A 21,852-nucleotide genomic window follows, 5' to 3' on the forward strand; every position below is an offset into this window, starting at 1 on the left:
GATATCTACAAATGAAGCGCCTTTTTGACATCGTGATGGCATGCGTTGCCTTGGCGGTACTTGCCGTCCCGATCCTGATCCTGATCTGGATGGTGCGCCGCAAGCTTGGCAGCCCTGTGTTCTTTCGGCAGGTGCGCCCGGGACTGCATGGCAAGCCGTTCGAGATGGTCAAGTTCCGCAGCATGACCGACGCACGCGACGCTGAGGGCAACCTGCTGCCCGACGCGGACCGCCTGCCGGTTTTCGGGCGATTCCTGCGTGGCACCAGCCTCGACGAGTTGCCCGAACTCTGGAATGTGATCAAGGGCGACATGAGCCTCGTAGGGCCGCGGCCGTTGCTGATGGAATACTTGCCTCTTTACTCGAAAGAGCAGGCGCGCCGCCACGAGGTGAGGCCTGGTGTGACGGGCTGGGCGCAGGTGAACGGACGGAATGCGCTAAGCTGGGAAGACAAGTTCAAGCTCGATGTCTGGTATGTCGACCACCGTTCGCTCTGGCTGGATATCCGCATTCTGTGGGCGACCGTGCGCAAGGTAATCGTGCGCGAGGGTATCAGTGCGGCCGGCGAGGCGACGATGTCGAAGTTTACGGGCAACAAGCCATGAAGCGGCTGGCGCTCCTCGGCGCGAGCGGGCACGGCAAGGTCGTCGCCGATGCGGCGCTCGCCGCGGGTTGGCAGGAGATCGTCTTTTTCGACGATGCGTGGCCATCGCGTGCCGACAACGGCCACTGGCCGGTGGTTGGCGACAGCGCGGCATTGCTCGCGTTTGTGGGCGACTTCGATGGCGTGGTGGTTGCCATCGGCAACTGCGCCGTGCGCTGGAAGTTGCAAGGCCAGCTGCAGGATGCCGGAGCGCATATTGCGACGGTCGTGCATCCCCGTGCCTATGTGAGCCCGTTCGCACGCCTCGGTGCAGGCACCGTCGTCATGGCGAATGCCGTGGTGAATGCAGATGCCGTGGTCGGACCGGCCGGCATCGTCAACACCGGTGCAACGGTCGACCACGATTGCGCGCTGGCGCACGGCGTGCACATCAGTCCCGGGGCGCACCTGTCGGGCAACGTGATAGTCGGCGCCTGCAGTTGGGTGGGCGTTGGCGCGGCGGTCCGGCAGGGCATCCAGATTGGAGACAACGTCGTGGTGGGAGCAGGAGCGGTGGTTGTCCGGGCGGTAGAACATGGTGTGACCGTGACAGGTTGTCCGGCAGTGCCGCGCGCGCGAGCTTGATCGCGGGGGCTTTGCGGCGATATTTATGATTGATTTTTGGCACTCGACTCTTATGCTAAATACTCCTTTTTCCCCTTGGCCGAGTTTCATGAAGGAAGAGGCCGACGCGGTCAGCCAGGTACTGCTGTCGAACAAGGTCAACTACTGGACAGGTACGGAATGCCGTGAGTTCGAGAAGGAATTCGCGGCGTGGACCGGCACGCGGTATGCCATCGCGCTGGCCAACGGTACGCTGGCATTGGACCTTGCGCTGAAGGGGCTGGGCATCGGGCCCGGAGACGAGGTCATCGTGGCGCCGCGGACGTTTATCGCGAGCACGTCTTGCGTGGTGAATGCCGGGGCGATCCCGGTCTTCGCGGACGTGGATTCCGAGAGCGGCAACATGTCTGCCGAGACCATCGCGCGCGTGCTGACACCGCGTACGAAGGCCATCATCTGCGTACATCTGGGCGGCTGGCCCTGCGACATGGACCCGATCATGGCGCTGGCCGAGAAGCATGGGCTGAAGGTGATCGAAGATTGCGCGCAGGCGCATGGCGCGGTCTATCGCGGACGCCAGGTTGGCAGCATCGGACACGTCGGGGCGTGGAGCTTCTGCCAGGACAAGATCATGACCACCGGCGGCGAAGGCGGCATGGTCACGACCAGCGACGAGGGGGTCTGGCGCGCAATGTGGGCCTTCAAGGACCATGGCAAGAGCTATGAGGCCGTGTACGAGCGCCAGCATCCGCCTGGTTTCCGTTGGCTGCATGAAAGCTTCGGCACGAACTGGCGCATGCTCGAAATGCAGGCCGTGCTGGGTCGCATGCAGCTGCAGCGCATGACCGAGTGGACGGCACGGCGTACGGCCAACGCCCAGGACATCTGGAACGCCGCCGCGCGGTTGCCGGTGGTGCGGGTTCCTGCGCTGCCGGCGGAGACCGTTCACGCGCAATACAAGTGCTATGTCTACGTCCGCCCGGAGCGTCTTGCGGGTGGCTGGACCCGAGATAGGATCGTCGAGGCGATCAACGCCGCTGGCGTGCCTTGCTATCAGGGGTCGTGCTCGGAAGTCTATCTGGAGAAAGCGTTCGACGGCACCGGCTGGCGCCCTGAGGTGCGGCTGCCGACGGCACGCGAACTGGGCGAAACCAGTCTGATGTTCCTGGTCCACCCGACGCTGACGGACGCCGAGATCGCGAAGACCTGCTCGGTGATGACCGAGGTACTGGGGCAAGCATGTCGTTGAGTCGGATTGCCGAGCCGCTGCTGGCGCTTCCGCGCCCGGCCAAGCGGCTTGTCGTGGTGGCGCTGGACCTGATCCTGTTAGTGGTCTCGGTCTGGTGCGCCTTCTATCTGCGTACGGACCAGACTGGCATGCCAGTGCTGCAGCAGCCTTACGTCTATCTCGCGGCACCGTTGCTGGCGTTCCCGTTCTTCGTCCGGTTCGGGCTGTACCGGGCGATTTTCCGGTACACCGGCATGGCCGCGCTTGGCACGACGGCCAAGGCGGTCGGTTTCTATGGCGCCACGTTTTTCCTGGTGCTGGTCCTGTTCACCTGGGAAGGGGTACCGCGCAGCGTTGGCCTGATCCAGCCGATCTTGTTCCTGCTGTTCGTCGGCGCCAGCCGCGCGGTGGCACGCTACTGGCTGGCTGGCCGGTCGTCGGGCGCGATCGGCGAAGGTCGCCTGCTGATCTATGGTGCCGGAGAAGCCGGCGTGCAGACCGCATCCGCGCTGGGTGTCTCACGCCAGTTCACGCTGCTCGGCTTCATCGACGACGACAGGACGAAGATCGGCGGCACCATCAATGGCCTGGACATCATCAGCCCGGACGAAGTGGAACACGCGGTCGAGCACATGGGTATCACCGACATCCTGCTGGCGATCCCGTCGATGGATCGTGCAGGACGGAACGCCATCATTGCGCGGCTGCGGGATCTGCCAGTGCACGTTCGCACGCTGCCGGGCATGGCTGACCTAGCGTCGGGCAAGGTCACGGTGCACGATTTCCAGGAACTCGATGTCGAGGATTTGCTGGGTCGTGCGGCGGTTGCGCCCAGCCCGGAGCTGCTGGCCCGCAACCTGGCCGGCAAGGTGGTGCTGGTCACGGGCGCCGGCGGCAGCATCGGCAGCGAATTGTGCCGGCAGATCGTGCGGGAACGGCCGCGCCAACTGGTGCTGGTCGAGCACAACGAGTTCGGGCTTTACGCCATCCATCACGAGCTGGTCACCCTGTGCGCGGATCACGGGCTGAGCGTGGAGTTGCTGCCGCGGCTGGCCAGCGTGGGCAACTATGGACGCATGTGCGAGATCTGCGAGCTGTACCGGCCCGCCACGATCTATCACGCGGCAGCCTACAAGCATGTGCCGCTGGTGGAGTGCAACCCGTCCGAAGGCGTGATGAACAACATATTCGGCACGCTGACGGCTGCGCGGGTGGCCATGGAGACGGGCGTGTCACTGTTCGTCCTGGTTTCTACCGACAAGGCGGTGCGTCCCACCAATGTGATGGGGGCGACCAAACGGGTGGCGGAAATGGTACTGCAGGCGATGTCGTCGAGCTCGACGCTGTCGTTCGCGATGCCTGGCGAGCCGGCCGATCAGGAAATCGAGAATCGCACGCTGTTCGCGATGGTGCGCTTCGGCAATGTGCTGGGCAGCAGCGGCAGCGTGGTGCCCCTGTTCCGCAAGCAGATTCGCCAGGACGGCCCCGTGACGGTGACGCATGAAGAAGTGACGCGCTACTTCATGACGATTCCGGAGGCGGCCCAACTGGTGCTGCAGGCAGGCGCGATGGCCCATGGTGGCGATGTGTTCGTGCTGGACATGGGGCCGCCGGTCAAGATCATGGATCTGGCGCGGCGCATTGTGAAACTGTCGGGCCTGACGGTGCGGGACGAGGCCAATCCGGATGGCGATATCGAAATCAGTGTCACCGGGTTGCGGCCCGGCGAGAAGCTCTACGAGGAACTACTGATCGGCAATAGCCCGGAGGGCACGGAACACGAGCGGATCATGAAGGCGCACGAGGATTTCCTGCCCTGGATGAAGCTGGTCCCGATGCTGATGGAGATGCGCCAAGCGGCGCTCGACAGCGACGTTGAAAAAATAAAGAGTCTGCTGCGTACATTGGTGCATGGCTACGCCCCGGAACTGGCAGGCGCTCCAGCCAATGTTGTGGCGATCGAGTCGCGCATGGTTGGCCGCACATAAGACAGGTAAACAAATATTGGATGGGAGAGCCTGAATGCAGGTGAGTAGAAAGTTGATCGCGGTACTGGTGTCGACGGCGTTGGGGGCCGCCATAGGTGCCGCGCTGGGCTATGGACCGGTGCTCAAGTACAAGTCGGTGGGTGTCATCCATGTCGAGATGACCACCAGCGAGTACAAGCGGATTGCCGAGCTTGCGAGCGACGCCGAGACGCTCAGGCAGTTTGCCGCGGTAGCGCCGCCGAAGGATGTGGTCGGCTATGACCGCGAGAAGCTGATCCGCTCGGTCGTGACCAGCGACTGGCAGACGCCGGTGCCCAAGATCAGCAAGGTTGATTCGCGTGAACTGCCGGACCTGATCATCCAGTTGGAACAGGAGCAGGTGCGTCAGCGCCAACGGCAGATGGAGCAGACCGAATCCGACGAGAAGCTCGTGGTGCCCACCTCGTACCTGGGCGTCCGCCTGTCGGCGGTAGGCTCGACGCCGATCGAGGCGGCCGCGATCACGAACTGGCTGGGCAGCTACTTCAAGGATATCGCCACGCGCGAGGCCGTGCGAGACCAGGTATTCCGCTGGGCGGCACAGAGCCAGGAGTTCTCGGAGCGCGCGGCAGAGCGCAAGCTAAAGCTCGAGTTCTCGATCGAGCAGGCGAAGATGCGCGCCAATGCTCTCAAGCGCGTACTGGCCGAATATCCGGAAGCCGCGCGTCGTGACAATTCCCAGGCGGTTGAAGTGCGCCGGGATAACGAAAAGTTCATTTCGCCCCTGGCACAGCTGATTGGCGCCGAGTCGGAGATCATCGACTACCAGGCCAAAATCAAGGCCCTGGACCGGCAAGACCAGCAGCAGGTGTATTTCCGGCAAATGGTGAAAGATGTCGAGAGCGCCATTGCCGACGCCTCCAGCGGAGGCGACAGCGTGACGAAGCTGGCTGTCGTGATTGCCTCGCGGACCAAGGACGCGAAGACGGGTGCGGAGCGCGAGAAAGCCGCGGAACTGGCGGCCGACATTGCACACATCACGGCGCGCTTCCAGTCTCAGGCGCAGTTCCTGGCCAAACCGTCGGTGCCGGGACGTCCCGAGATGCCCACGCCACAGCTGGTCATCGTGGCCCTGGCGCTGCTGTTTGGCCTGGCGGGTGCCGCGTTCTTCTGGCGTGAAAATGTGATTCGCTTTATCTCTGCGGGCAGCTTCCGCAAGAATTGAGGCGTTTGAGAGGCCGAGTCGAGCATCGTCGCGCGGCCTCGTTCATGCATCGAGTAGCGAGATCCATGCCGCGGCGATACGATCCATCGTGAATGCCGCGGCGGTCTTGCGTGCACCCTCCGCAATGCGCTGCTGCAACGCCGCGCTATCGTCGCGCGACAGCGTGACCAGCGCATCTGCCATCTCCGCGGCATCGCCGACCTGCACGACACATGCATTTTCCTGATTGCGCAGTAGCGCTTTCGGGCCCGTTTCGCAGTGAGTGGCAATGACCGGCAGACCGTAGGCCATCGCTTCGAGCAGCGCCAGTCCGAATCCTTCATAGCGCGAGCTCAGGCAAAACAGCCCGGCGCGCGCGTACTCGCCGCACACATCGGCCGTGGTCCCGGGCAATGCGACGGAGTCGTTGACGCCCAGTTCGACGCAAAGGGCCTCCAACTGCGGGCGACATTCCCCGTCGCCGACAATCCGCAACTGCCACCCGTCCATGGCGGGTCGAGCCAGCTCCCACGCGTACAGCAGCACATCGAAGTCCTTGGCCGGTGTTAGCCGGCCCACTGCCAGCACAACCCGGCTTTTACGCGCGGCCGGTACCGTTGGAAATGGAAACGGCAGCGGGTTCGGCACGACAACGATGTCTGCACGGGCATGGCCAATTCCCGCGTGCCAAAGCGCCTGGTCGCGTGCGGTCAGCACCACGATGGCCTGTGCCGAGAAGGCGGCGAGGCGCCTCGCCACCCGCCGCGCCGGCTTCCCCAGGTCCTCGTCAAAATGGCAATGCTCCCACGCAATCCTGCGCACCTTCAGGCCGATCGTTGCTGGCAGGGTGAACAGCGTCAGCATTGTATCGACTTCGATTAGCACGTCGACCTTGTGCTGGCTAACGAATCGACGGATGCCCGCCACTGTGGCGACGTATTGGCGCTTGAACGAGGGTCGTGTCTCAAACAGGGCGTCGTGCCCGACATCCGCGTGCAGCGGAAACACGCTGGCCTTGTCCCAGAGACTCAGTATCTGCACGCGATACCCGCGCTCCGCCAGCGCATTTGCGATGACGGCTGTCATACGTTCGGCGCCGGCAAAGGCGTTCAGCGTGCCGGTCAGGAAGCCGATGGTCGGAAGCGTACTCATGCCGATGCCATTTGCCGGGCAGGGCGGTGCCGCCACCAGAGCACCGTGCCGACCATCACAGCGACGGCATTGCCCAGCGCGTAGCCGGCGATGGCGCCCCAGCTGCCGAGGCGCGGGATCATCACGAGGTCCCACACTAGTATTGTAGTCAGGACTAGTGCCCACTTGATTGCCACCCAGCGCGGCTTGCGCAGGTGTGCGGCCAGCAGGGTTAGCGCAACATCCGCGAATACCAGTGCGGAAATGATCGCCGCCATGCGCAGCAGCTCGACCGTCGCCGCGAAGGCCTGGCCATACAGCAGCGTCACTATCCACGGCGCGCACGCGGCAATGGCAAGTCCGCCGGCCAGCCCCAACCCGCCCAGACCCAGCGCAATACGGCCGATATTGGCGTGGGCGTCGTCAAAGCGTTGCCGCGCATAGACATAGCTCGGTGCGATGCCGGCCGCGAGGATCGTTGCTACCATCGTAAAGTTGTCCAGGATCTGCATGCACGCGGCGTAGGCGCCAAACTCGGCGGCCGGCACGGTGGGCTGCAATATTAGCTGGTCAACGCGGCGCGCGCCCATCATCATGATGAAGCTGATCCAGAACAGTGTACCGGCACCCAGCAGTTCCCGCGCCAGCGTTGGCTGCCAGCGGGCATGGCTGGCGGCGCCCTGACGGAAATAAAAGGTGGCCAGTAGGGCCGCAAGCACGATGGCTTCCACCGCGAATGCCACTGCATATCCCGTTACGTCCGTGACATGCGTCGCAAACAGCGCGCCGACCAGCGATGCCTTGATTGCCAGCGCGGCCAGGCTGAACAACGTGCCTGGCCGATTGTTGGTATGGGCTTGCATCCAAGCCGTCACCACGCCAACGGGTTCGCGCAACAGGATGGCGATGCCGAGCCAGAGCGCGGCGTGCCAGATGTCTGCAAGCGGCGCGGTGATGCCGAGGTAGGCGCACATGCATGCGTAGCCCGTCACGCCACCGGCCAGGCGCAGTACGAATGCCTGCCACAGCAATTGATTCTCTGCCGTCGGCGTGGGCGCCGCCACGAGCCGGGGCACCACCACTTCTGCGCTGCATACCAGCGCGAACGATGCGGCGATCAGCACGATCGACTGTGCGTACTGGAAATGCGCGAAGCCCTCCGGCCCCAGGGCGCGGGCGAGCATGGCTACCACGCCAATGCCTACGCCAACTTGCAGGCCGCGTTCGGCCAGCATCCAGAGCAGGTTGTCCGCAACGCGTCGCCGCATCAGGCCGCCTCCGCGTGCGGCACGGCAGCCTTGCCGGGCAGGCTCGCATAGAGCGTGAGCCAGCGGCGGGCCACGGCGTCGATCGAGAACGTGGCCAGCACGCGCGCGCGCCGGCTGGCTTGCTCGGCCGGCGTTCCCGCGCCCGTGCGCAAGGCATCGGCCAGCGCGGCGGCAAGCGCATCGACATTGCCGCGTGGCACGATGGCACCGAGGTCGCCAACCACTTCCGCCACGCCAGGCGCGTCGGTCGATACGACCGGGCAGCCGCATGCCAGCGCTTCCACAAGCACCATCGGCAGGCCTTCCACGTTCGAAGACAGCGCAAAGGTGTCGGCGGCGTTCAGCAGCGCGGGGATGTCGTTGCGTTGCCCGAGCAGTGTCACGCGAGACGCGATGCCAAGCGACGCCGTCAGGTCGGACAGCGGCTGCCGCAACGCACCGTTGCCGGCAATCAGCAGATGCGCGGGAATGGCCGGATCGATGCGGGCGAAGGCGCGGATCAGCGAGTCCTGGGCCTTCTCCGGCACCAGCCTGCCGACGTTAAGCAGCAGCCGCGTGTCGGCGCTGACGCCGAGTTGCGCGCGCGTGGCCAGGCGCACGGCCGGGCCGGGGCGAAAGCGATCAATGTCGATGCCATTGGGCATCACGATGACGCGCGACGCCGGCACGCCGCCCGCCGCGATCATGCCGAGGCGGCCATCGTGGCTGACATGCGTGGTGATGTCGGTCCAGCTGTCCGTCAGGCGGTAGGCTGCCATGCGCAGGCGGCCGCCTTCACGGAAGCTGTGTCCGGTGCAGACCAGCGGCGGGCACTTGACGATGCGTGTGAGTGCCCGGGCAAACAGGTTGGCATGGACCATATGGGCATGCATGACGTCAGGTCGCCACGTGCGTACCAGCGCGCGGGCCTGTGCCAGCGCGCGCATCATGCCGGCCGGCGTCTTGCGCATATTGAGCTCGACTACCTCGGCGCCCGATGGCACGTCGATCTCGCATCCCGGTGACAGGCTGAGGATGGCAACGGCATGGCCCATCGCCAGGAAGGCGCGCGCCAATGTCACCACCTGGTGTTCGGCGCCGCCGACCTTGAGCCCGGTCGTGACCAGCATGATGCGCATCGGTGAGCGCCCCGCAACAGCGGTCGATGTCATCAACGCGCTCCGTACCCGGTCAGCAGTGTCCGTATGGTCTTCACAGCAATCAGCAGATCTAGCGCAAACGAACAGTGCTTGACGTAGTACAGGTCATAGCTGAGTTTGGTCACCGTTTCGGCATGGGTGCCGACGTAGCCCTGCTGCACCTGCGCCCAGCCCGACAGGCCCGGACGCACGAGGTGCCGATAGGGGTAGTACGCAATGGTTTCCGAGAATTCGTCGACCATCGGCACCTGTTCGGGGCGCGGGCCGATAAAGCTCATCTCGCCGACCAGTACGTTCCACAGTTGCGGAATCTCGTCGAGCCGGTACTTGCGGATGATGCGGCCTACGCGGGTCACGCGCGGGTCCTGGCGCAGCGCGAACTGTGCCGGTGCATGCTTGTCCACGCCCATGCTGCGGAACTTCAGCATCGTGAACGGCTTGCCGAACAGGCCCACGCGGCGTTGTCGGAACAGCGCGCCGCCCGGGGTTTCCAGGCCGACCGCCAGCGCCACGGCCAGGCCAATGGGTATGGCCAGCGGGGCGAGCGCGACCACCGCGACAATGTCCATCAGTCGCTTGATGTAGTCGAACAGGTAGTGGTCGGCGTAGTCGTCGAAGAAGTTCTCGTCGATATGGTCCAGGCCCACGCGGCCGGTCAGCATTTCGCCGATGCGCTCCACCGAGTACATGCGCAGATGGCCAAGCCGGTACTGGATCAGCAGCCGCGTGCGCGCCGGATCGGCGGTCAGGCCGCGTTCCACCAGGATGCCATCGCAATGCGCGGCTTCCTCGGGCGAGCCGATCTGCTCGAGGCGCGTGGTGGCGGGCGGATTGGCGCCGGGCATTGCGATGATGCGGTTCAGGTGCTGCAGGGTTTCGGGATCCATGTAGCCGAAAACCGGCACGTACTTCTGCACGTAGCGGCGATACCCGAGCCAGGTCCATGCTAGCGTGGTGACGTAGCCCACCAGCACCGCACCCCGCGAGTACTCGACGTGGAACCCCGCGTAGACGATCAGCAGCAGGGCAAATGGCAGGGTGGCGGCCACGCCGACGATGCTGGTGCCTTCCATGGCCGGCAGATGCAGCGCGCGATGCACCAGCAGGAATGCCGCCAGGTAGGGCAGGATCGACCACAGCAGGGTGCGCGGGAACACGTATGTCACAACGCCCGCCTGGTGGGCGACTTCGGACAATGCGGCGTTGATGCCGAACAGCACCAGGCCGATGGCGGCCCAGGCAATCATGCGGCTGGCGCGCCGGATTGTTTCCGATCTGGCCGGAGTGCCTTGGCCGTTGCGCCGCAGGGAGCCGCTGTGCAGGGTATTCATGATGCGGAAACGCATGCGTCGGCATGGTGGCTGCCAGCCAGTACCTGTTGATAGACCGCCCAGGTGGCGCGGACCATGCGCTCCAGGCCGTACTCTTCCTCCCACCGCTGACGGCCGGCCTCACCCGCCACGGCGCGCGCCGGCGCGTCGGTTGCGGCCTGGCGCAGCGCGTCGGCAAAGCCACGCGGATCGTTCCCGCTTACCAGCACGCCACACGGCCTGTCGCCAAGCTGTTCGCGAATGCCGGGGAGGTCGCTGGCGATCACCGGGAGTCCGGCGCGCATGGCTTCCAGGATGGAAATGGGAAATCCCTCATGGTCGGAGGCCAGCAGGAAAAGCTGCGCACTGGCAAGCAGGGCAGGGACGTCGTCGATGCTGCCTGCAAAAAGCACGCGCCCGGGGGCCAGTTGACGGGCCAGCCGCTCGAGGCTGGCGCGCTGCGGCCCGTCGCCGGCGATGACCAGTTCGCAGTCGGGCAACTGCGCCGCGGCAAACGCCTCGATCAGGACGTCGGGGCGCTTCGGGGGTGCCAGCCGCATGACGGTCACGACGCGCTGCAGGGCGCCGCCCGGATGGGCGCGTGGCGCCACGTCGGCGATGCCATTCGGAATTACGCTGATACGGTCGTCGCGGATCGGCAGGCTGCGCGCTAGGCCCCGCTCGGCTTCCGCCACGCAGATGACATGGCTCGTCAGCCGCGCAAGCAGCCATTCGGCGGTTTTTGCAATGGTGCGCTGCTTCCACGCGGCTGCCGGCTTGAACGCAAAGCCATGGACCGTATAGACCACCGGTATGCCGAGGAGCTTGCCGGCGATGCGGCCCAGCGCGCTCGCCTTGGCGCTGTGCGTATGAATGATGTCTGGCGCCGCCGCGCGCAGTGCACGCATCAGTTCCCGCAAGGCCGCCACGGCCTTGAACGGTGACAGGGCGTTGTTCATCGTCGCCAGTCGGATGGCGGGAATGCCCAAGTCGCGGGCCAGGTCGAACAACGGGCCATCGCCGCCGGCCAGCAACGTGACGTCGGCCTGCCCGCGCAGGGCGCGCAGCAGGTCGGCAACATGGCTCTGGGCGCCGCCGGTCTCGGAATTGGTGATGAGACAGGCAATGCGTGGTCGTTCAGTCGACGTGATCAAGGGCAATGGCGGAGGTCTCGAACAGGGGATGCACGCGCAGGTGATGCGACGGACGCCCGTCAGCTGCGTCCTGATTGGATCGGTTGTCCGATAAAACATGCACGGACAGACCGATGGCAGTCAAAAAGGGCCGAAAAATTCCTCTAAGAGGGCGACTGAAGACGATTATAGCGCCTGCGCCACGCGCAATCCGGCACAATACGGCTTTTTGGCGCCCTGCCCGCGCCCCTCCCGAGGTGTCCCGCCCCTAGGTGGAATTGCACGATGAACCTTATCTCCAGGAAGCCACATGCAAATTGATCCTTCGATCTTCAAGGCCTATGACATCCGCGGCATCGTCGGCAAGACGCTGACGCCGGAAGTGGCCCGCTACATCGGCCTGTCGTTCGGCTCGGCCGCCGTCGAACTTGGCGAGAAAGCCGTGGTGGTGGGCCGCGACGGCCGCCTCTCGGGCCCGGATCTGCTGGGCGGGCTGGTCGAAGGCCTGCGCGCCGCCGGCCTGGACGTGATCGATCTCGGCATGGTCGCCACGCCGATGGTGTATTTTGGTACCAATGTCGAGCTCGAGGGCCGGCGCGCCACATCCGGCATCATGGTGACGGGTAGCCACAATCCGCCGGACTACAACGGATTCAAAATGGTGTTGGGCGGCAAGGCCATCTATGGCGACCAGATCCAGGCACTGCGCCAGCGCATCGGCGCGGGCAGCTTCGTTGAGGGTGGCGGTAGCTACAAGCTGGTGGACGTCCGACAGCAGTATCTGGACCGCATCATCGGCGACGTCAAGCTGGCCCGCCCGATGAAGATTGCCCTGGATGCGGGCAATGGCGTGGCCGGTGCGTTCGTGGGCGACCTGTTCCGCGGCCTGGGCTGCGAGGTCGTGGAACTGTTCTGTGATGTCGATGGCCATTTCCCGAACCATCACCCCGATCCCGCACATGTCGAGAACCTGCAGGACCTGATGCAGTGCCTGTACGAGACCGATTGCGAGCTGGGCCTGGCCTTCGACGGCGATGGCGACCGCCTGGGCGTGGTCACCAAGGACGGGCAAGTCATCTTCCCGGATCGGCAATTGATGCTGTTTGCCGAGGAAATCCTGTCGCGCAATCCAGGCCAACAGGTCATCTACGACGTGAAATGCACGGGCAAGCTGGCGCCGTGGGTCCGCCAGCATGGCGGCGAACCGCTGATGTGGAAGACCGGCCATTCGCTGGTCAAGGCCAAGCTCAAGGAAACGGGCGCGCCGATCGCCGGTGAAATGAGCGGCCACGTGTTCTTCAAGGACCGCTGGTACGGCTTTGACGATGGCCTGTACACCGGGGCGCGCCTGCTGGAAATTCTGGCGCGCCACGCCGACCCGAGCGCCGTGCTGAACGCGCTGCCGAACTCGAACTGCACGCCGGAGCTGCAGCTCAAGGTGGCCGAGGGCGAGGCGTTCACGCTGCTCGACAAGATCCGCGCCAATGCGAAGTTCGAGGGCGCCAGGGAGGTGATCACCATCGACGGCGTGCGCGTGGAATATCCCGATGGCTTCGGCCTGGCCCGGCCGTCGAACACCACGCCCGTGGTGGTGATGCGCTTCGAGGCCGACAACGATGCCGCGCTGGCGCGCATCCAGGCTGAATTCAAGCGCGTGATCCTGGCGGAAAAACCGGATGCAAAGCTCCCGTTCTGACCCTGTGCAGCCGTCGGTCGAGATCCCGCCGCAGCCGTTGGCGGCGGTGGGGTCGTTTGCGCTGCCGGCGCGGCCACGCATCCTGATCGTCAAGGTGTCCTCGCTGGGCGACGTGGTGCATAACATGCCGCTGGTGCATGACCTGCGCGCGCGCTGGCCCGAAGCCGAGATCGACTGGGTGGTGGAAGAAGGCTACGTCGACCTGGTGAAGCTGCTGCCCGAGGTGCGCCGCGTGATCCCGTTTGCGTTGCGGCGCTGGCGCAGGCGCTTCTGGCAGGGCGGCACCTGGGCCGAGGTAGGCGCGTTACGCGCGGCCATCCGCGAACAGGCCTACGACGCCGTGCTGGAAACACAGGGGCTGCTCAAGACCGCCATCGTGGCGCGCAGCGCCGCCCGCACCGCCGGCGCCCCGGTGATCGGCCTGGGCAACGCCACGCAGGGATCTGGCTACGAACCCGCCGCGCGGCTGTTCTACACCGCGCCGGTCACGGTGCCACGGCAGACCCATTCCGTGCGGCGTTCGCGCCTGCTTGGCGCGGCGCTGACGAGCGTGACGCCACCGGAGCTGCCGCGCTTCTTCGGGCCGGCCGCCAACTCGCTCCATGCCGACGATCCGCTCTGGGCCGGCCTGCCGGCGCGCTACGCGGTCTGCTTCCATGCCACGGCCGGTGCGAAGAAGCACTGGCCGGTCGCGAACTGGCATGCGCTGGGCCAGAAGCTGCATGCGGAAGGGCTCACCGTATTGCTGCCTTGGGGCAGCGAATCGGAAAGGCGCGACGCCGAGGCATTGGCCGCCGGCATGCCGGGCGCGCAGGTCTTGCCGCGCTTCTCGGTGATGCAGGGCTTTGGCCTGATCAACCGGGCCGAGGTAGTCATCGGTGTCGATACCGGGCTCGTCCATATCGCTGCGGCGCTGTGCCGGCCGACCGTCGAAATCTATACCGCCACTTGGCGATGGAAGACCGAGGGCTACTGGTCGGACCGTATCGCCAACGTGGGCGACGACGGCATCGTGCCCGACGTCGACGAGGTCTATGCCGCGGCGCGGCGCGTGCGCGGAGTCTCGATCTGATGCTTCGAATCGTTTATACCCTGCTGTGGCTGGTGATCCTGCCACTGGCGTTGCTGCGCCTGAAGTGGCGGTCGCGCAAGGAGCCCGGCTATATCCGCCACGTGGGCGAACGCCTCGGGCGGTATGGCGACCTGCCGTCCGACGGCCCTTGGCTCTGGGTCCACGCCGTATCGGTGGGCGAAACGCGCGCCGCGCAGCCGCTGATCGACGCCTTGCTGGCCGCCTATCCGCAACACCGCCTGCTGCTCACGCATATGACGCCTACCGGGCGGCAGACCGGCGCGCAGCTTTATGGCAGCAACCCGCGCGTCCAGCAGTGCTACCTGCCGTATGACGTGCCCTGCATGGTGCGACGATTCCTGTCGCACTTCCGGCCGGACGCCGGGCTGATCATGGAGACGGAAGTCTGGCCGAACCTGGTGCATGTGACCCGGCGTGCCGGCGTGCCGCTGCTCCTGGTCAACGCCAGGTTGTCGCCGCGCAGCTATCGGCGCACCGCGCGCTTCGGCAGTGCGGCGGCTTCGCTCTACAACGATTTCACGATGGTGCTGGCCCAGACGCCTGGTGACGCCGAGCGCTACCGGGCGCTGGGCGTGAAGGCAGTGCAGATTACCGGCAACCTGAAGTTCGACATGCAGCCGCCGGAGGCGGGCATGGCACGCGGGCAACTGCTGCGGCGGGCGTTTGGTGGGCGGCAGGTGCTGACTGCCGCCAGCACGCGCGAGGGTGAAGAGCCGCTGATCCTGGAGCTATTCTCGCGCTGGCCCGGCGACACGCGTCCGGCACTGCTGCTGGTGCCGCGCCATCCGCAACGGTTCGATGAAGTCGCCGCCATGGCCACGCGCGCCGGATTCACCGTCCAGCGCCGCAGTGCACTCGATATCGAACAGGCAGCGGCGCCCATTATGGCCGACGTCGTGCTTGGCGATTCGATGGGCGAAATGGCGATGTACTACGCGGCATCGGACATCGCCTATATCGGCGGTAGCCTGGTCCCGCTGGGCGGCCAGAACCTGATCGAAGCCTGCGCGGTGGGCACGCCGGTGCTGATGGGGCCGCACACGTTCAACTTCGCCCAAGCCACGGAAGATGCCATTGCCGCCGGCGCGTGCTTGCGGGTGGCCAACGCCGACGAGCTGATGACGGCGGCGGCCGGCGTCCTGGGCGATCCGGCCCGCCTGGCCGAGATGCGGGCGAATGCGCTGACGTTCGCCGGGCAGCACCGGGGGGCGACCGTGCGGACGCTTGAGGCGCTGGCACCGGTCGTCCGCTGACGTTCTCGCGGGAGTTCGATCCGCTACAATTCGCCGTCGGATGCCGAATGCATCAAAAATGAAACAATGAAAATGACTGGCAAACTGCGTTCTCGGAAACTGGTAATCGGGTCTCTCTTGATGGCAATCGCCAGCGTGGCGCATGCGGGCGTCAAGCTTGTGGAAATCGTGCCAGCGTCCATCGACCAGACCGGCAGCCGCGTGCGTGTGGATCTGGGCAAGGTATGGTTCGGCAACGTCGAGATCAACGCCCCGGCACGCAATTCCGGCAATGTCATCTCGCTTGTCATGAAGGAGAGTAAGGCGCCGAAGCCGTTGCCCAGCACTGGTCCCGAGCCGATTGGCGTGCGCTACTTCAAGACCGACCTCGCCTTGCGCGACGGCGTCAACAAGCCGGTATTGCGCGAGAAAGATGCGCGCCTGATGCCATCGGAAATCGGCCCGGTCATGCCGTTCCGCTATATCGAAATCGATGGATGGCGGGGCGCCTTTGCCAAATCGAACCTCGTCATCAAGGCAGCGGTTTCGGATACATGGCAGGAGCGCGGCAGGATGGTGTTTTCCGGTAGCGCCGATGCATACTGGCTCAACCGGATCTGGAATATGTCGTCGCATACCATGGCGGTGACGAGCTTTGCCGACATCTTCGTAGATGGCGACCGCGAGCGCCTGCCATACGAGGCCGACAGCTATATCAACCAGCTTGGCTGGTATGCGACCGCCGGCGACCCTTCACTGCCCCGGCGGACGTTCGAATAGCTGATCGATAATCCATATTCAGTTTCGCTGTAGTTCTCTGAAGTTCGTGGGTTGCCAAAATGCCCGGATTTTCGCTGTATAGCGTTCACTGAAGTTCGCTGAGAATCGTTGGTAGCCATCACTTTTTGGGGCATCCTTAGGGGCATCGTTTTCGGATGCCCCTATTACATTCCATGCCCCGTACGGTCGAGTCGCTCACTGACACAAAGATCCGCAACGCGAAGCCACGTGAGCGATCTTACAAGCTATTCGATGGCGGTGGCCTCTATCTTGAGGTCATGACCAATGGTCGAAAGCTCTGGCGCTTTAAATACATCTGACCATCTGGTGCAGAAAACCGCCTGGGCTTCGGATCATATCCAGACGTTTCCCTCGCTCAAGCACGTGCGCAACGTGAGTCCGCCCGGCTCCATGTTGCTGGCCGGAAAGACCCCAGCGTTGAGAAGCAAGATCAACGTCGAGCTGCCAAGATTGCAGCCGGCAATTCCTTCGAAGCCGTGGCGCGCGCGTGGTACGAAACACAGAAGGAACGATGGACGCCTCACTATGCCGGCCAGGTTCTCGCTTCGTTAGAGAACAACGTATTTCCGGTGTTCGGCAGGACGGCTCTGGCTGAGATCCGTGCACCGGCGATTCTGGAGTTGTTAAAGAAGGTCGAGGAACGCGGCGTTCGCAAAATGACGAGGATGCTTCTGCAGCGCATGCGTTCAGTGTTTCAGTACGGCATCGTCTACGGACTTTGTGATCGCAACCCGGCGACGGATATTAAGGGCGGATCCGTCCTGGTTTCAGCGCCAGTCCGGCACATGGCACGTATCTCCATCGGGGAGATGCCTAAGCTGCTGCGTGACATCGATGCCTATAAGGGCGACGAATTGACGCGCCTGGCGCTGCAGCTGATGACGCTGACATTCGTTCGCACCACAGAACTGATCCAGGCGCAGTGGGAAGAGATCGACGAGCAGAAAGCCGAATGGGTCGTGCCGGCCGAGCGGATGAAGATGCGCGACCCGCATGTGGTGCCGCTATCGAAGCAGGCTTTGGGCGTGCTGAAACAGTTGCGTGAGATCAATGGCCACCGTGCTTACGTCTTCTCCAGCTCTCGCGCAAAGACCGGCTATATCAGCAACAACACGATGCTGTTTGCTCTTCACCGAATGGGATACCGTTCGCGCATGACGGGGCATGGTCTCCGCGGCTTGGCATCAACGTCACTAAACGAGTTGGGCTTCCAACCGGACGTCATCGAACGCCAGCTCGCGCACGTCGAGCGCAACAAGGTTCGCGCAGCCTACAACGACGCACAGTACTTACCAGAGCGCCGAAAGATGATGCAGGCGTGGGCTGACCATGTTGGCAAATTGCGGAAGAAGACCGAGGCCAAGGAAGGGGCATGACCTACTGCCAGCGATGCCAGGATTTGATCGGAGAGAATTCCGCGAAGCTGGATCACGTAGAGCTTGCCAGCGCAGGCGAGAACCATCCGATTCCATGGTGGGCGAAAATTTACGGCGATGCTGCCCTGTACGTGTGCAGAAGCTGTCAGGGCCCACTGGCTCGGATGCGTCCCTTCAGCGCCCCGGAGAATGGCTGGCGTGGCGAGTCATAGCTGATGGCGATGTGTCTACGCGCTGATTCCACGCTGCCGCCGCACTGTCCTCGCTCTTGCGCGTCAGCGCGATCTGATGACCGCAGCACATGACATCGGTGCAACTGGCGGCTGACCACCCCTGCGACGTTTTCATCTGACCAGGCAACCCGCAGAAGGGGCACGGTGGCAACGCTTCTCGGTGGCTGGAGGCTTCTCGAACGCTCTTCGTTCCGATGGCAATTGTTCCTTACACCGTATTGGTTGTATTAGAGATTTACGCGTTTTAGGTTGTATTTCAGGTTATTTGGTTTGCGTAATTTCGGACTAAACCGCCCGTGCTAGGATGGCCCGACACTTCCAGTCTTTTTCCATGTCGGACCACCTTTTCCTTGAGATTGGCGACTATTACGCCTACTGCACCGTGATCGAGACCGCGCCCGGACGCTGGGAGGCGTCGGTGCTCTTAGAGCTCAAGCGCGACTACGCTATGTCGTTCGTGCCGGGGCTCTGGCACAAGGTGGAGGTGCTGTACCCGGATCGGGATGCGGCGATGACTTCCGCGACGGACTATGCCCACCACTGCGTGAAGACGGGGCGGACCGAGCTGTAGCGGTGCGGTCATGCGGCAGGCCACTCTACGAGCGACGCGTCATAGCCGAGCATCAGCGGGTGCTTCGGGTCGCCGCTAGACGTCAGTCCGAAGACCTTCACGGGCTTGTCTGACGTATGCAGCATCTCGGCCAGCACATCAAGGCGCGGCCGCAACGTGCTCGGTAGCTTTTTCCTGTCTCCCCAGTACGGCACTAGCAGATCGGCTTCTGCAATGATCTGTGCGAGGTGAAAGTCATTCTCTGGACCAATCGGAGCTACCACGGCCACCAGTTCACGCACATTCGTAGCGCGCCACGCGAATGGGTTGCCGGCGATGTACTTGCATGCACCGAAGCGCTGTCCGAATCCCCACCATTTCATGTCGGTCTGGTCGCGGATGATTGCGTCCGCGCGCGACGGATTCACGCCAAAGTACGCGATGACGATGCCATCGGCCTGAATTTCACGCTCTAGGCGGTAGCGATAGCCGCAGCACTTGCTGATGATCGCGCTCATGACAGCTCCTGTTCTGCCTGCCGCATGGCGGCGGTTAGGCGGGCCATCTCGTCGTGCGAGCCGCCTGGCCGATCTGGGTGCGCGGCCTGGGCTCGGCGGCGATACGCCGCGCGCACGACGGCCAGATCCTGCTCGGTGGCCGGCACGCCGATGACTTCGCGCCAGCTGCTGGCCGTGATTGGCGACGGCAGGGCAGTGAATCCCGCGAATGCCCGGTCAAGGATCTGCGCACCACCATGCCGCTCGATTGCACGCATGGCGTCAAGGGTGGCGGCAATCGCGGCGAGGTTGTCAGCCACGGTCCGGTACCGGTCTATAGCCATCGCCCGCTGCACATACGTCCCACCCATATATTCCATCCAGTAGACCGCGACGCCCGGATCCGCAGGCTTCTTTCCGTCGGAGCGTGGTAGACCATCGGCGCGCGTCGGAATGTTGGTAGAGATGATGATGTCGTCGGGGTTGATGCGCCAACCTTGGCCCTACTGGTGGACGATGCGTACGCCCTTCTCGACGGCGATCTCGTTGAGCGCCTTGACGTACACCGGCAGCGCCACTAGAGCAGGCTCACAGGAAGGGTTCGGCTCCTGCAGAACAACGATCTTGCCATTGGCTCGCGCCACATCAATCAGTGCCCGGATCGTGACTGCGTAATCCTGCAGGGACACATGCGCCGAGTCATTCAGGGCGAAATTCAAGGTGACTAACTTGGCGGTGCTGGTCGCCATCTGCTGGACCCATGGCAGGTGCCGACCATCCGTGCCGTTGTATAGCTGCGCCGCAACGGCACCGCGCACGCCATGGTTGGCGATGGTCACGTACGACGGTACCAGCTGGCGCAGCCACTCGGGTTCGCTGGTCGTCTGGTCTGGCGAGCCGTCACTGCCCCACGTTGTGCTGTCGCCGTACATTTCCAGCAGGATGGGAGCCGGCGCGGCAGGAGCTGCCTCGACAGCTTGTGGTGCCGATGGTTCACCGCCCCCACCCCCGCAGGCAGTGAGGACACATGCCGCAAGGGCGGCTATTGCTCCTGATCGCCAGATGGCGCCAGATCGATAGTCGCGCCACTTGCTCGCATGCGGTTGAGTACTCGCTCGATCGCGGCTGGATCTAGTTCGAGTCGGGCCATCGCAAAAAACAGGATGTGCGGGCTGATCTCGCGGGGTGACTCGCCCCCGGTGTACTTGCGCCATTGTCGGCCGCCCTGAACACCGAACAAATCGGCCATCCCTGCGCTGCTCAGCTTCAATTCTTGCTTAAGGCGATCGAGGTCTTGCGGCGTCGGCGGTGTGTATTTCATGGACGTGATGGCGATAAAATGCCGCCCAGAATGAGCGCTTCATGACTTTCCTCTCGGCTGTGGTGGGTCGCACGGATGCGCAACCGCTGAAAGTCATAGTAGGCCCATTGGGCCTATGCGTCAATATTCTGTTGTGTTCTCGGAATAGCCTTGGCGAGCCGCTTGCCAAAGCCAATGCACGGCCTTTCAACGAAGTGGAAAACGGTAGCGGCCAGACATACCAGGGCGAGCGTGAGTGCGAGCACGGTAAGCCAGAGTTGCCCAGGGCCCTTCATCGCGAATGTGCCAAGGACCCGTGGCGTGAGGAAGCCCGTGATCACGATACCTTGCAGCAGGTAGATCCCATAGCTGATCGTGCCCAACCTGATAGCACACTTCGATCGCAGCAAACCAAACAGACTTGCGCCGCTGGAAACCAGAACGAAGAACACACCCAGCAATGCAACGGTGCCCCAGTCGTAGGCCGAGGACTTTTGCGAAACAGTGTATGCAAGCACCAAGATGGCCAGGGCAGATTTGGCGGTGCTATCCCCTACCATTTTTGGAAATCGTCGCGTCAAGCTCGCAGCGATCATGCCGACGATGAACATCGCCAGCAGCAGGCGTGTGACCGGCGCAGGATGGTCCAGATGAATGAAGGTGTCGGGTAGGGCGAAAACAATCCACATGCAAACTGGTACGAATGCCAGCAACGATCGCCTGCTTGCGGCGATTGCCAGGAAGGGCAGGGAGAAGTAGAACAGCCACTCGAAGTACAGCGTCCACGTAACGCTGGCGGTGATCGTGTTGGTGTATGCGTACCCGTTCACTGCTGGGCGAGCAGCGACGAGCGCCGGCAACAACCATTGCACGAGTTGGCTCATCAGCTCAGCCGGCGCGACCGCCAATCGAAAGCCAGTCTTCCACCCGACGATAAGCAACATGGAGACGATGGTGACCCAGTACAGGGGCACGATGCGGAAGATCCGGTTGCAGTAGAGCGCGAACCAGTCAACGTGCCCTTTTTGGTCGAGGATGCGCCCCCAGAAAAGGAAGGCCGTGATCATGAAGAAGACCGCGACGCCGGCTTCACCGATGATCGAGTAGTACGACGATGGCGGGAGCTTCCACTCTCCAGTCTGATGGAACCCATAGCTGATCACGCTATGGTGGATTGCCACCGCGAGAGCGAGAAAGCCTCGCAAACCATCGACAGTCACATAGCGATGGCTTCCGCTCTGCGAATCTTCGTCAAGAAAGCGCCAGAGCGCCTTGGGCCAGACCAGGATCAGGCAAGAGGTGAAGATCGCCACGCTAGGCCAGATCGGATACAGGTCCATGTGCTCAGCTCGGGACAAAAGCGGAGATTATGCCTTAGGTAGGCTGGCGGCTAGCTTCCATGGGCCAGAAGGCGCTCAGGCGGGACTGGTTTCCGTGTTACGTCCAAGGCAAAAATTTTAGGGGCACGGGAAGCAATCCACCCAAGT

21 protein-coding genes and 1 pseudogene are annotated in these 21,852 nt (G+C 63.6%); 11 read left to right on the top strand and 11 right to left on the bottom strand.

Going from position 1 to position 21,852, the window contains the following annotated elements; genetic code table 11:
• Positions 1 to 11: 11 nt before the first annotated feature.
• From AC1RWI_RS07760 to AC1RWI_RS07780, 5 genes are read left to right on the top strand one after another with little or no spacing between them, the layout of a single operon-like run.
• Positions 12 to 605, top strand: coding sequence for a sugar transferase (locus AC1RWI_RS07760; RefSeq protein ID WP_492865516.1), 594 nt, complete (start codon positions 12 to 14; stop codon positions 603 to 605).
• On the top strand, positions 602 to 1,228 hold the full coding sequence (locus AC1RWI_RS07765; RefSeq protein WP_492865518.1) for an acetyltransferase: 627 nt from the start codon (positions 602 to 604) through the stop codon (positions 1,226 to 1,228). The genes AC1RWI_RS07760 and AC1RWI_RS07765 overlap by 4 nt, the downstream gene beginning before the upstream one ends.
• Positions 1,229 to 1,280: 52 nt before the next feature.
• The gene (locus AC1RWI_RS07770; RefSeq protein WP_492865698.1) at positions 1,281 to 2,456 is read left to right on the top strand and encodes a DegT/DnrJ/EryC1/StrS family aminotransferase; all 1,176 of its coding nucleotides are present in this window, start codon (positions 1,281 to 1,283) and stop codon (positions 2,454 to 2,456) included.
• Positions 2,447 to 4,423, top strand: a complete 1,977-nt coding sequence (locus AC1RWI_RS07775) for a polysaccharide biosynthesis protein (RefSeq protein ID WP_492865520.1) — start codon at positions 2,447 to 2,449, stop codon at positions 4,421 to 4,423. Before AC1RWI_RS07770 ends, AC1RWI_RS07775 begins: the two co-directional genes overlap by 10 nt.
• Before the next feature lie 52 nt (positions 4,424 to 4,475).
• Positions 4,476 to 5,627, top strand: a complete 1,152-nt coding sequence (locus AC1RWI_RS07780; RefSeq protein ID WP_492865522.1) for a hypothetical protein — start codon at positions 4,476 to 4,478, stop codon at positions 5,625 to 5,627.
• A gap of 42 nt (positions 5,628 to 5,669) precedes the next feature.
• On the opposite strand, the gene AC1RWI_RS07785 is transcribed toward AC1RWI_RS07780, so the two are convergent.
• Genes AC1RWI_RS07785 through AC1RWI_RS07805 form a run of 5 tightly spaced genes read right to left on the bottom strand, consistent with a single transcriptional unit; the run spans position 5,670 to position 11,608 of the window.
• Positions 5,670 to 6,758: a glycosyltransferase family 4 protein gene (locus AC1RWI_RS07785; RefSeq protein WP_492865524.1), complete on the bottom strand. Its 1,089-nt coding sequence runs from the start codon at positions 6,756 to 6,758 to the stop codon at positions 5,670 to 5,672.
• A complete protein-coding gene (locus tag AC1RWI_RS07790; RefSeq protein ID WP_492865526.1) occupies positions 6,755 to 8,005 on the bottom strand; it encodes a lipopolysaccharide biosynthesis protein in 1,251 nt (416 codons plus the stop codon). Before AC1RWI_RS07790 ends, AC1RWI_RS07785 begins: the two co-directional genes overlap by 4 nt.
• Positions 8,005 to 9,156 (bottom strand): glycosyltransferase, encoded by a 1,152-nt coding sequence (locus tag AC1RWI_RS07795; protein ID WP_492865528.1) that lies wholly within the window; start codon positions 9,154 to 9,156, stop codon positions 8,005 to 8,007. The genes AC1RWI_RS07790 and AC1RWI_RS07795 overlap by 1 nt, the downstream gene beginning before the upstream one ends.
• Complete coding sequence (locus AC1RWI_RS07800) at positions 9,156 to 10,475, bottom strand: exopolysaccharide biosynthesis polyprenyl glycosylphosphotransferase (protein WP_492865530.1); 1,320 nt, start codon at positions 10,473 to 10,475, stop codon at positions 9,156 to 9,158. The genes AC1RWI_RS07795 and AC1RWI_RS07800 overlap by 1 nt, the downstream gene beginning before the upstream one ends.
• Positions 10,472 to 11,608 (bottom strand): glycosyltransferase family 4 protein, encoded by a 1,137-nt coding sequence (locus tag AC1RWI_RS07805; protein WP_492865532.1) that lies wholly within the window; start codon positions 11,606 to 11,608, stop codon positions 10,472 to 10,474. The genes AC1RWI_RS07800 and AC1RWI_RS07805 overlap by 4 nt, the downstream gene beginning before the upstream one ends.
• 289 nt (positions 11,609 to 11,897) lie before the next feature.
• Between AC1RWI_RS07805 and AC1RWI_RS07810 the strand changes: the two genes are divergently transcribed.
• The 5 genes and pseudogenes from AC1RWI_RS07810 to AC1RWI_RS07830 all read left to right on the top strand — a co-directional run bounded on the left by AC1RWI_RS07810 (position 11,898) and on the right by AC1RWI_RS07830 (position 17,785).
• The gene (locus tag AC1RWI_RS07810; protein WP_492865534.1) at positions 11,898 to 13,283 is read left to right on the top strand and encodes a phosphomannomutase/phosphoglucomutase; all 1,386 of its coding nucleotides are present in this window, start codon (positions 11,898 to 11,900) and stop codon (positions 13,281 to 13,283) included.
• Positions 13,264 to 14,355 carry a lipopolysaccharide heptosyltransferase I gene (gene waaC, locus AC1RWI_RS07815; RefSeq protein ID WP_492865536.1) on the top strand — a complete coding sequence of 364 codons (1,092 nt, stop codon included), beginning with the start codon at positions 13,264 to 13,266 and terminating at the stop codon, positions 14,353 to 14,355. Before AC1RWI_RS07810 ends, waaC begins: the two co-directional genes overlap by 20 nt.
• A complete protein-coding gene (gene waaA, locus AC1RWI_RS07820) occupies positions 14,355 to 15,629 on the top strand; it encodes a lipid IV(A) 3-deoxy-D-manno-octulosonic acid transferase (RefSeq protein ID WP_492865538.1) in 1,275 nt (424 codons plus the stop codon). Before waaC ends, waaA begins: the two co-directional genes overlap by 1 nt.
• Before the next feature lie 207 nt (positions 15,630 to 15,836).
• A complete protein-coding gene (locus AC1RWI_RS07825; protein WP_492865540.1) occupies positions 15,837 to 16,388 on the top strand; it encodes a hypothetical protein in 552 nt (183 codons plus the stop codon).
• A 173-nt stretch (positions 16,389 to 16,561) separates the two neighbouring features.
• A pseudogene (locus AC1RWI_RS07830) lies at positions 16,562 to 17,785 on the top strand (tyrosine-type recombinase/integrase).
• A 174-nt stretch (positions 17,786 to 17,959) separates the two neighbouring features.
• Here the strand turns inward: AC1RWI_RS07830 and AC1RWI_RS07835 are convergent.
• A complete protein-coding gene (locus tag AC1RWI_RS07835; RefSeq protein WP_492865542.1) occupies positions 17,960 to 18,169 on the bottom strand; it encodes a Lar family restriction alleviation protein in 210 nt (69 codons plus the stop codon).
• A gap of 180 nt (positions 18,170 to 18,349) precedes the next feature.
• Between AC1RWI_RS07835 and AC1RWI_RS07840 the strand changes: the two genes are divergently transcribed.
• Positions 18,350 to 18,589, top strand: coding sequence for a hypothetical protein (locus tag AC1RWI_RS07840; protein WP_492865544.1), 240 nt, complete (start codon positions 18,350 to 18,352; stop codon positions 18,587 to 18,589).
• A gap of 8 nt (positions 18,590 to 18,597) precedes the next feature.
• On the opposite strand, the gene AC1RWI_RS07845 is transcribed toward AC1RWI_RS07840, so the two are convergent.
• The 5 genes from AC1RWI_RS07845 to AC1RWI_RS07865 form a co-directional block, all read right to left on the bottom strand.
• Complete coding sequence (locus tag AC1RWI_RS07845; RefSeq protein ID WP_492865546.1) at positions 18,598 to 19,086, bottom strand: DUF1643 domain-containing protein; 489 nt, start codon at positions 19,084 to 19,086, stop codon at positions 18,598 to 18,600.
• Entirely contained in the window at positions 19,083 to 19,409 is a 327-nt protein-coding gene (locus AC1RWI_RS07850) for a hypothetical protein (RefSeq protein ID WP_492865548.1), read from the bottom strand. Before AC1RWI_RS07850 ends, AC1RWI_RS07845 begins: the two co-directional genes overlap by 4 nt.
• Before the next feature lie 159 nt (positions 19,410 to 19,568).
• Positions 19,569 to 19,997, bottom strand: coding sequence for an SGNH/GDSL hydrolase family protein (locus tag AC1RWI_RS07855; protein WP_492865550.1), 429 nt, complete (start codon positions 19,995 to 19,997; stop codon positions 19,569 to 19,571).
• 110 nt (positions 19,998 to 20,107) lie between these two features.
• Complete coding sequence (locus AC1RWI_RS07860; RefSeq protein ID WP_492865552.1) at positions 20,108 to 20,386, bottom strand: XRE family transcriptional regulator; 279 nt, start codon at positions 20,384 to 20,386, stop codon at positions 20,108 to 20,110.
• Between the two features lie 113 nt (positions 20,387 to 20,499).
• Positions 20,500 to 21,705, bottom strand: coding sequence for an acyltransferase family protein (locus AC1RWI_RS07865; RefSeq protein ID WP_492865554.1), 1,206 nt, complete (start codon positions 21,703 to 21,705; stop codon positions 20,500 to 20,502).
• Positions 21,706 to 21,852 lie beyond the last annotated feature (147 nt).

The sequence above is a fragment of the Cupriavidus sp. MPR-AND1C genome, assembly GCF_058809705.1.

Coding starts and splice junctions, on each gene's coding strand:
- AC1RWI_RS07760 (WP_492865516.1), top strand. CDS start 12: ATGAAGCGCCTTTTTGACATCGTGATGGCATGCGTTGCCTTGGCGGTA.
- AC1RWI_RS07765 (WP_492865518.1), top strand. CDS start 602: ATGAAGCGGCTGGCGCTCCTCGGCGCGAGCGGGCACGGCAAGGTCGTC.
- AC1RWI_RS07770 (WP_492865698.1), top strand. CDS start 1,281: ATGCTAAATACTCCTTTTTCCCCTTGGCCGAGTTTCATGAAGGAAGAG.
- AC1RWI_RS07775 (WP_492865520.1), top strand. CDS start 2,447: ATGTCGTTGAGTCGGATTGCCGAGCCGCTGCTGGCGCTTCCGCGCCCG.
- AC1RWI_RS07785 (WP_492865524.1), bottom strand. CDS start 6,758: ATGAGTACGCTTCCGACCATCGGCTTCCTGACCGGCACGCTGAACGCC.
- AC1RWI_RS07790 (WP_492865526.1), bottom strand. CDS start 8,005: ATGCGGCGACGCGTTGCGGACAACCTGCTCTGGATGCTGGCCGAACGC.
- AC1RWI_RS07795 (WP_492865528.1), bottom strand. CDS start 9,156: ATGACATCGACCGCTGTTGCGGGGCGCTCACCGATGCGCATCATGCTG.
- AC1RWI_RS07800 (WP_492865530.1), bottom strand. CDS start 10,475: ATGAATACCCTGCACAGCGGCTCCCTGCGGCGCAACGGCCAAGGCACT.
- AC1RWI_RS07810 (WP_492865534.1), top strand. CDS start 11,898: ATGCAAATTGATCCTTCGATCTTCAAGGCCTATGACATCCGCGGCATC.
- waaC (WP_492865536.1), top strand. CDS start 13,264: ATGCAAAGCTCCCGTTCTGACCCTGTGCAGCCGTCGGTCGAGATCCCG.
- waaA (WP_492865538.1), top strand. CDS start 14,355: ATGCTTCGAATCGTTTATACCCTGCTGTGGCTGGTGATCCTGCCACTG.
- AC1RWI_RS07840 (WP_492865544.1), top strand. CDS start 18,350: ATGTCGGACCACCTTTTCCTTGAGATTGGCGACTATTACGCCTACTGC.
- AC1RWI_RS07845 (WP_492865546.1), bottom strand. CDS start 19,086: ATGAGCGCGATCATCAGCAAGTGCTGCGGCTATCGCTACCGCCTAGAG.
- AC1RWI_RS07850 (WP_492865548.1), bottom strand. CDS start 19,409: ATGGCTATAGACCGGTACCGGACCGTGGCTGACAACCTCGCCGCGATT.
- AC1RWI_RS07855 (WP_492865550.1), bottom strand. CDS start 19,997: ATGTACGGCGACAGCACAACGTGGGGCAGTGACGGCTCGCCAGACCAG.
- AC1RWI_RS07860 (WP_492865552.1), bottom strand. CDS start 20,386: ATGAAATACACACCGCCGACGCCGCAAGACCTCGATCGCCTTAAGCAA.
- AC1RWI_RS07865 (WP_492865554.1), bottom strand. CDS start 21,705: ATGGACCTGTATCCGATCTGGCCTAGCGTGGCGATCTTCACCTCTTGC.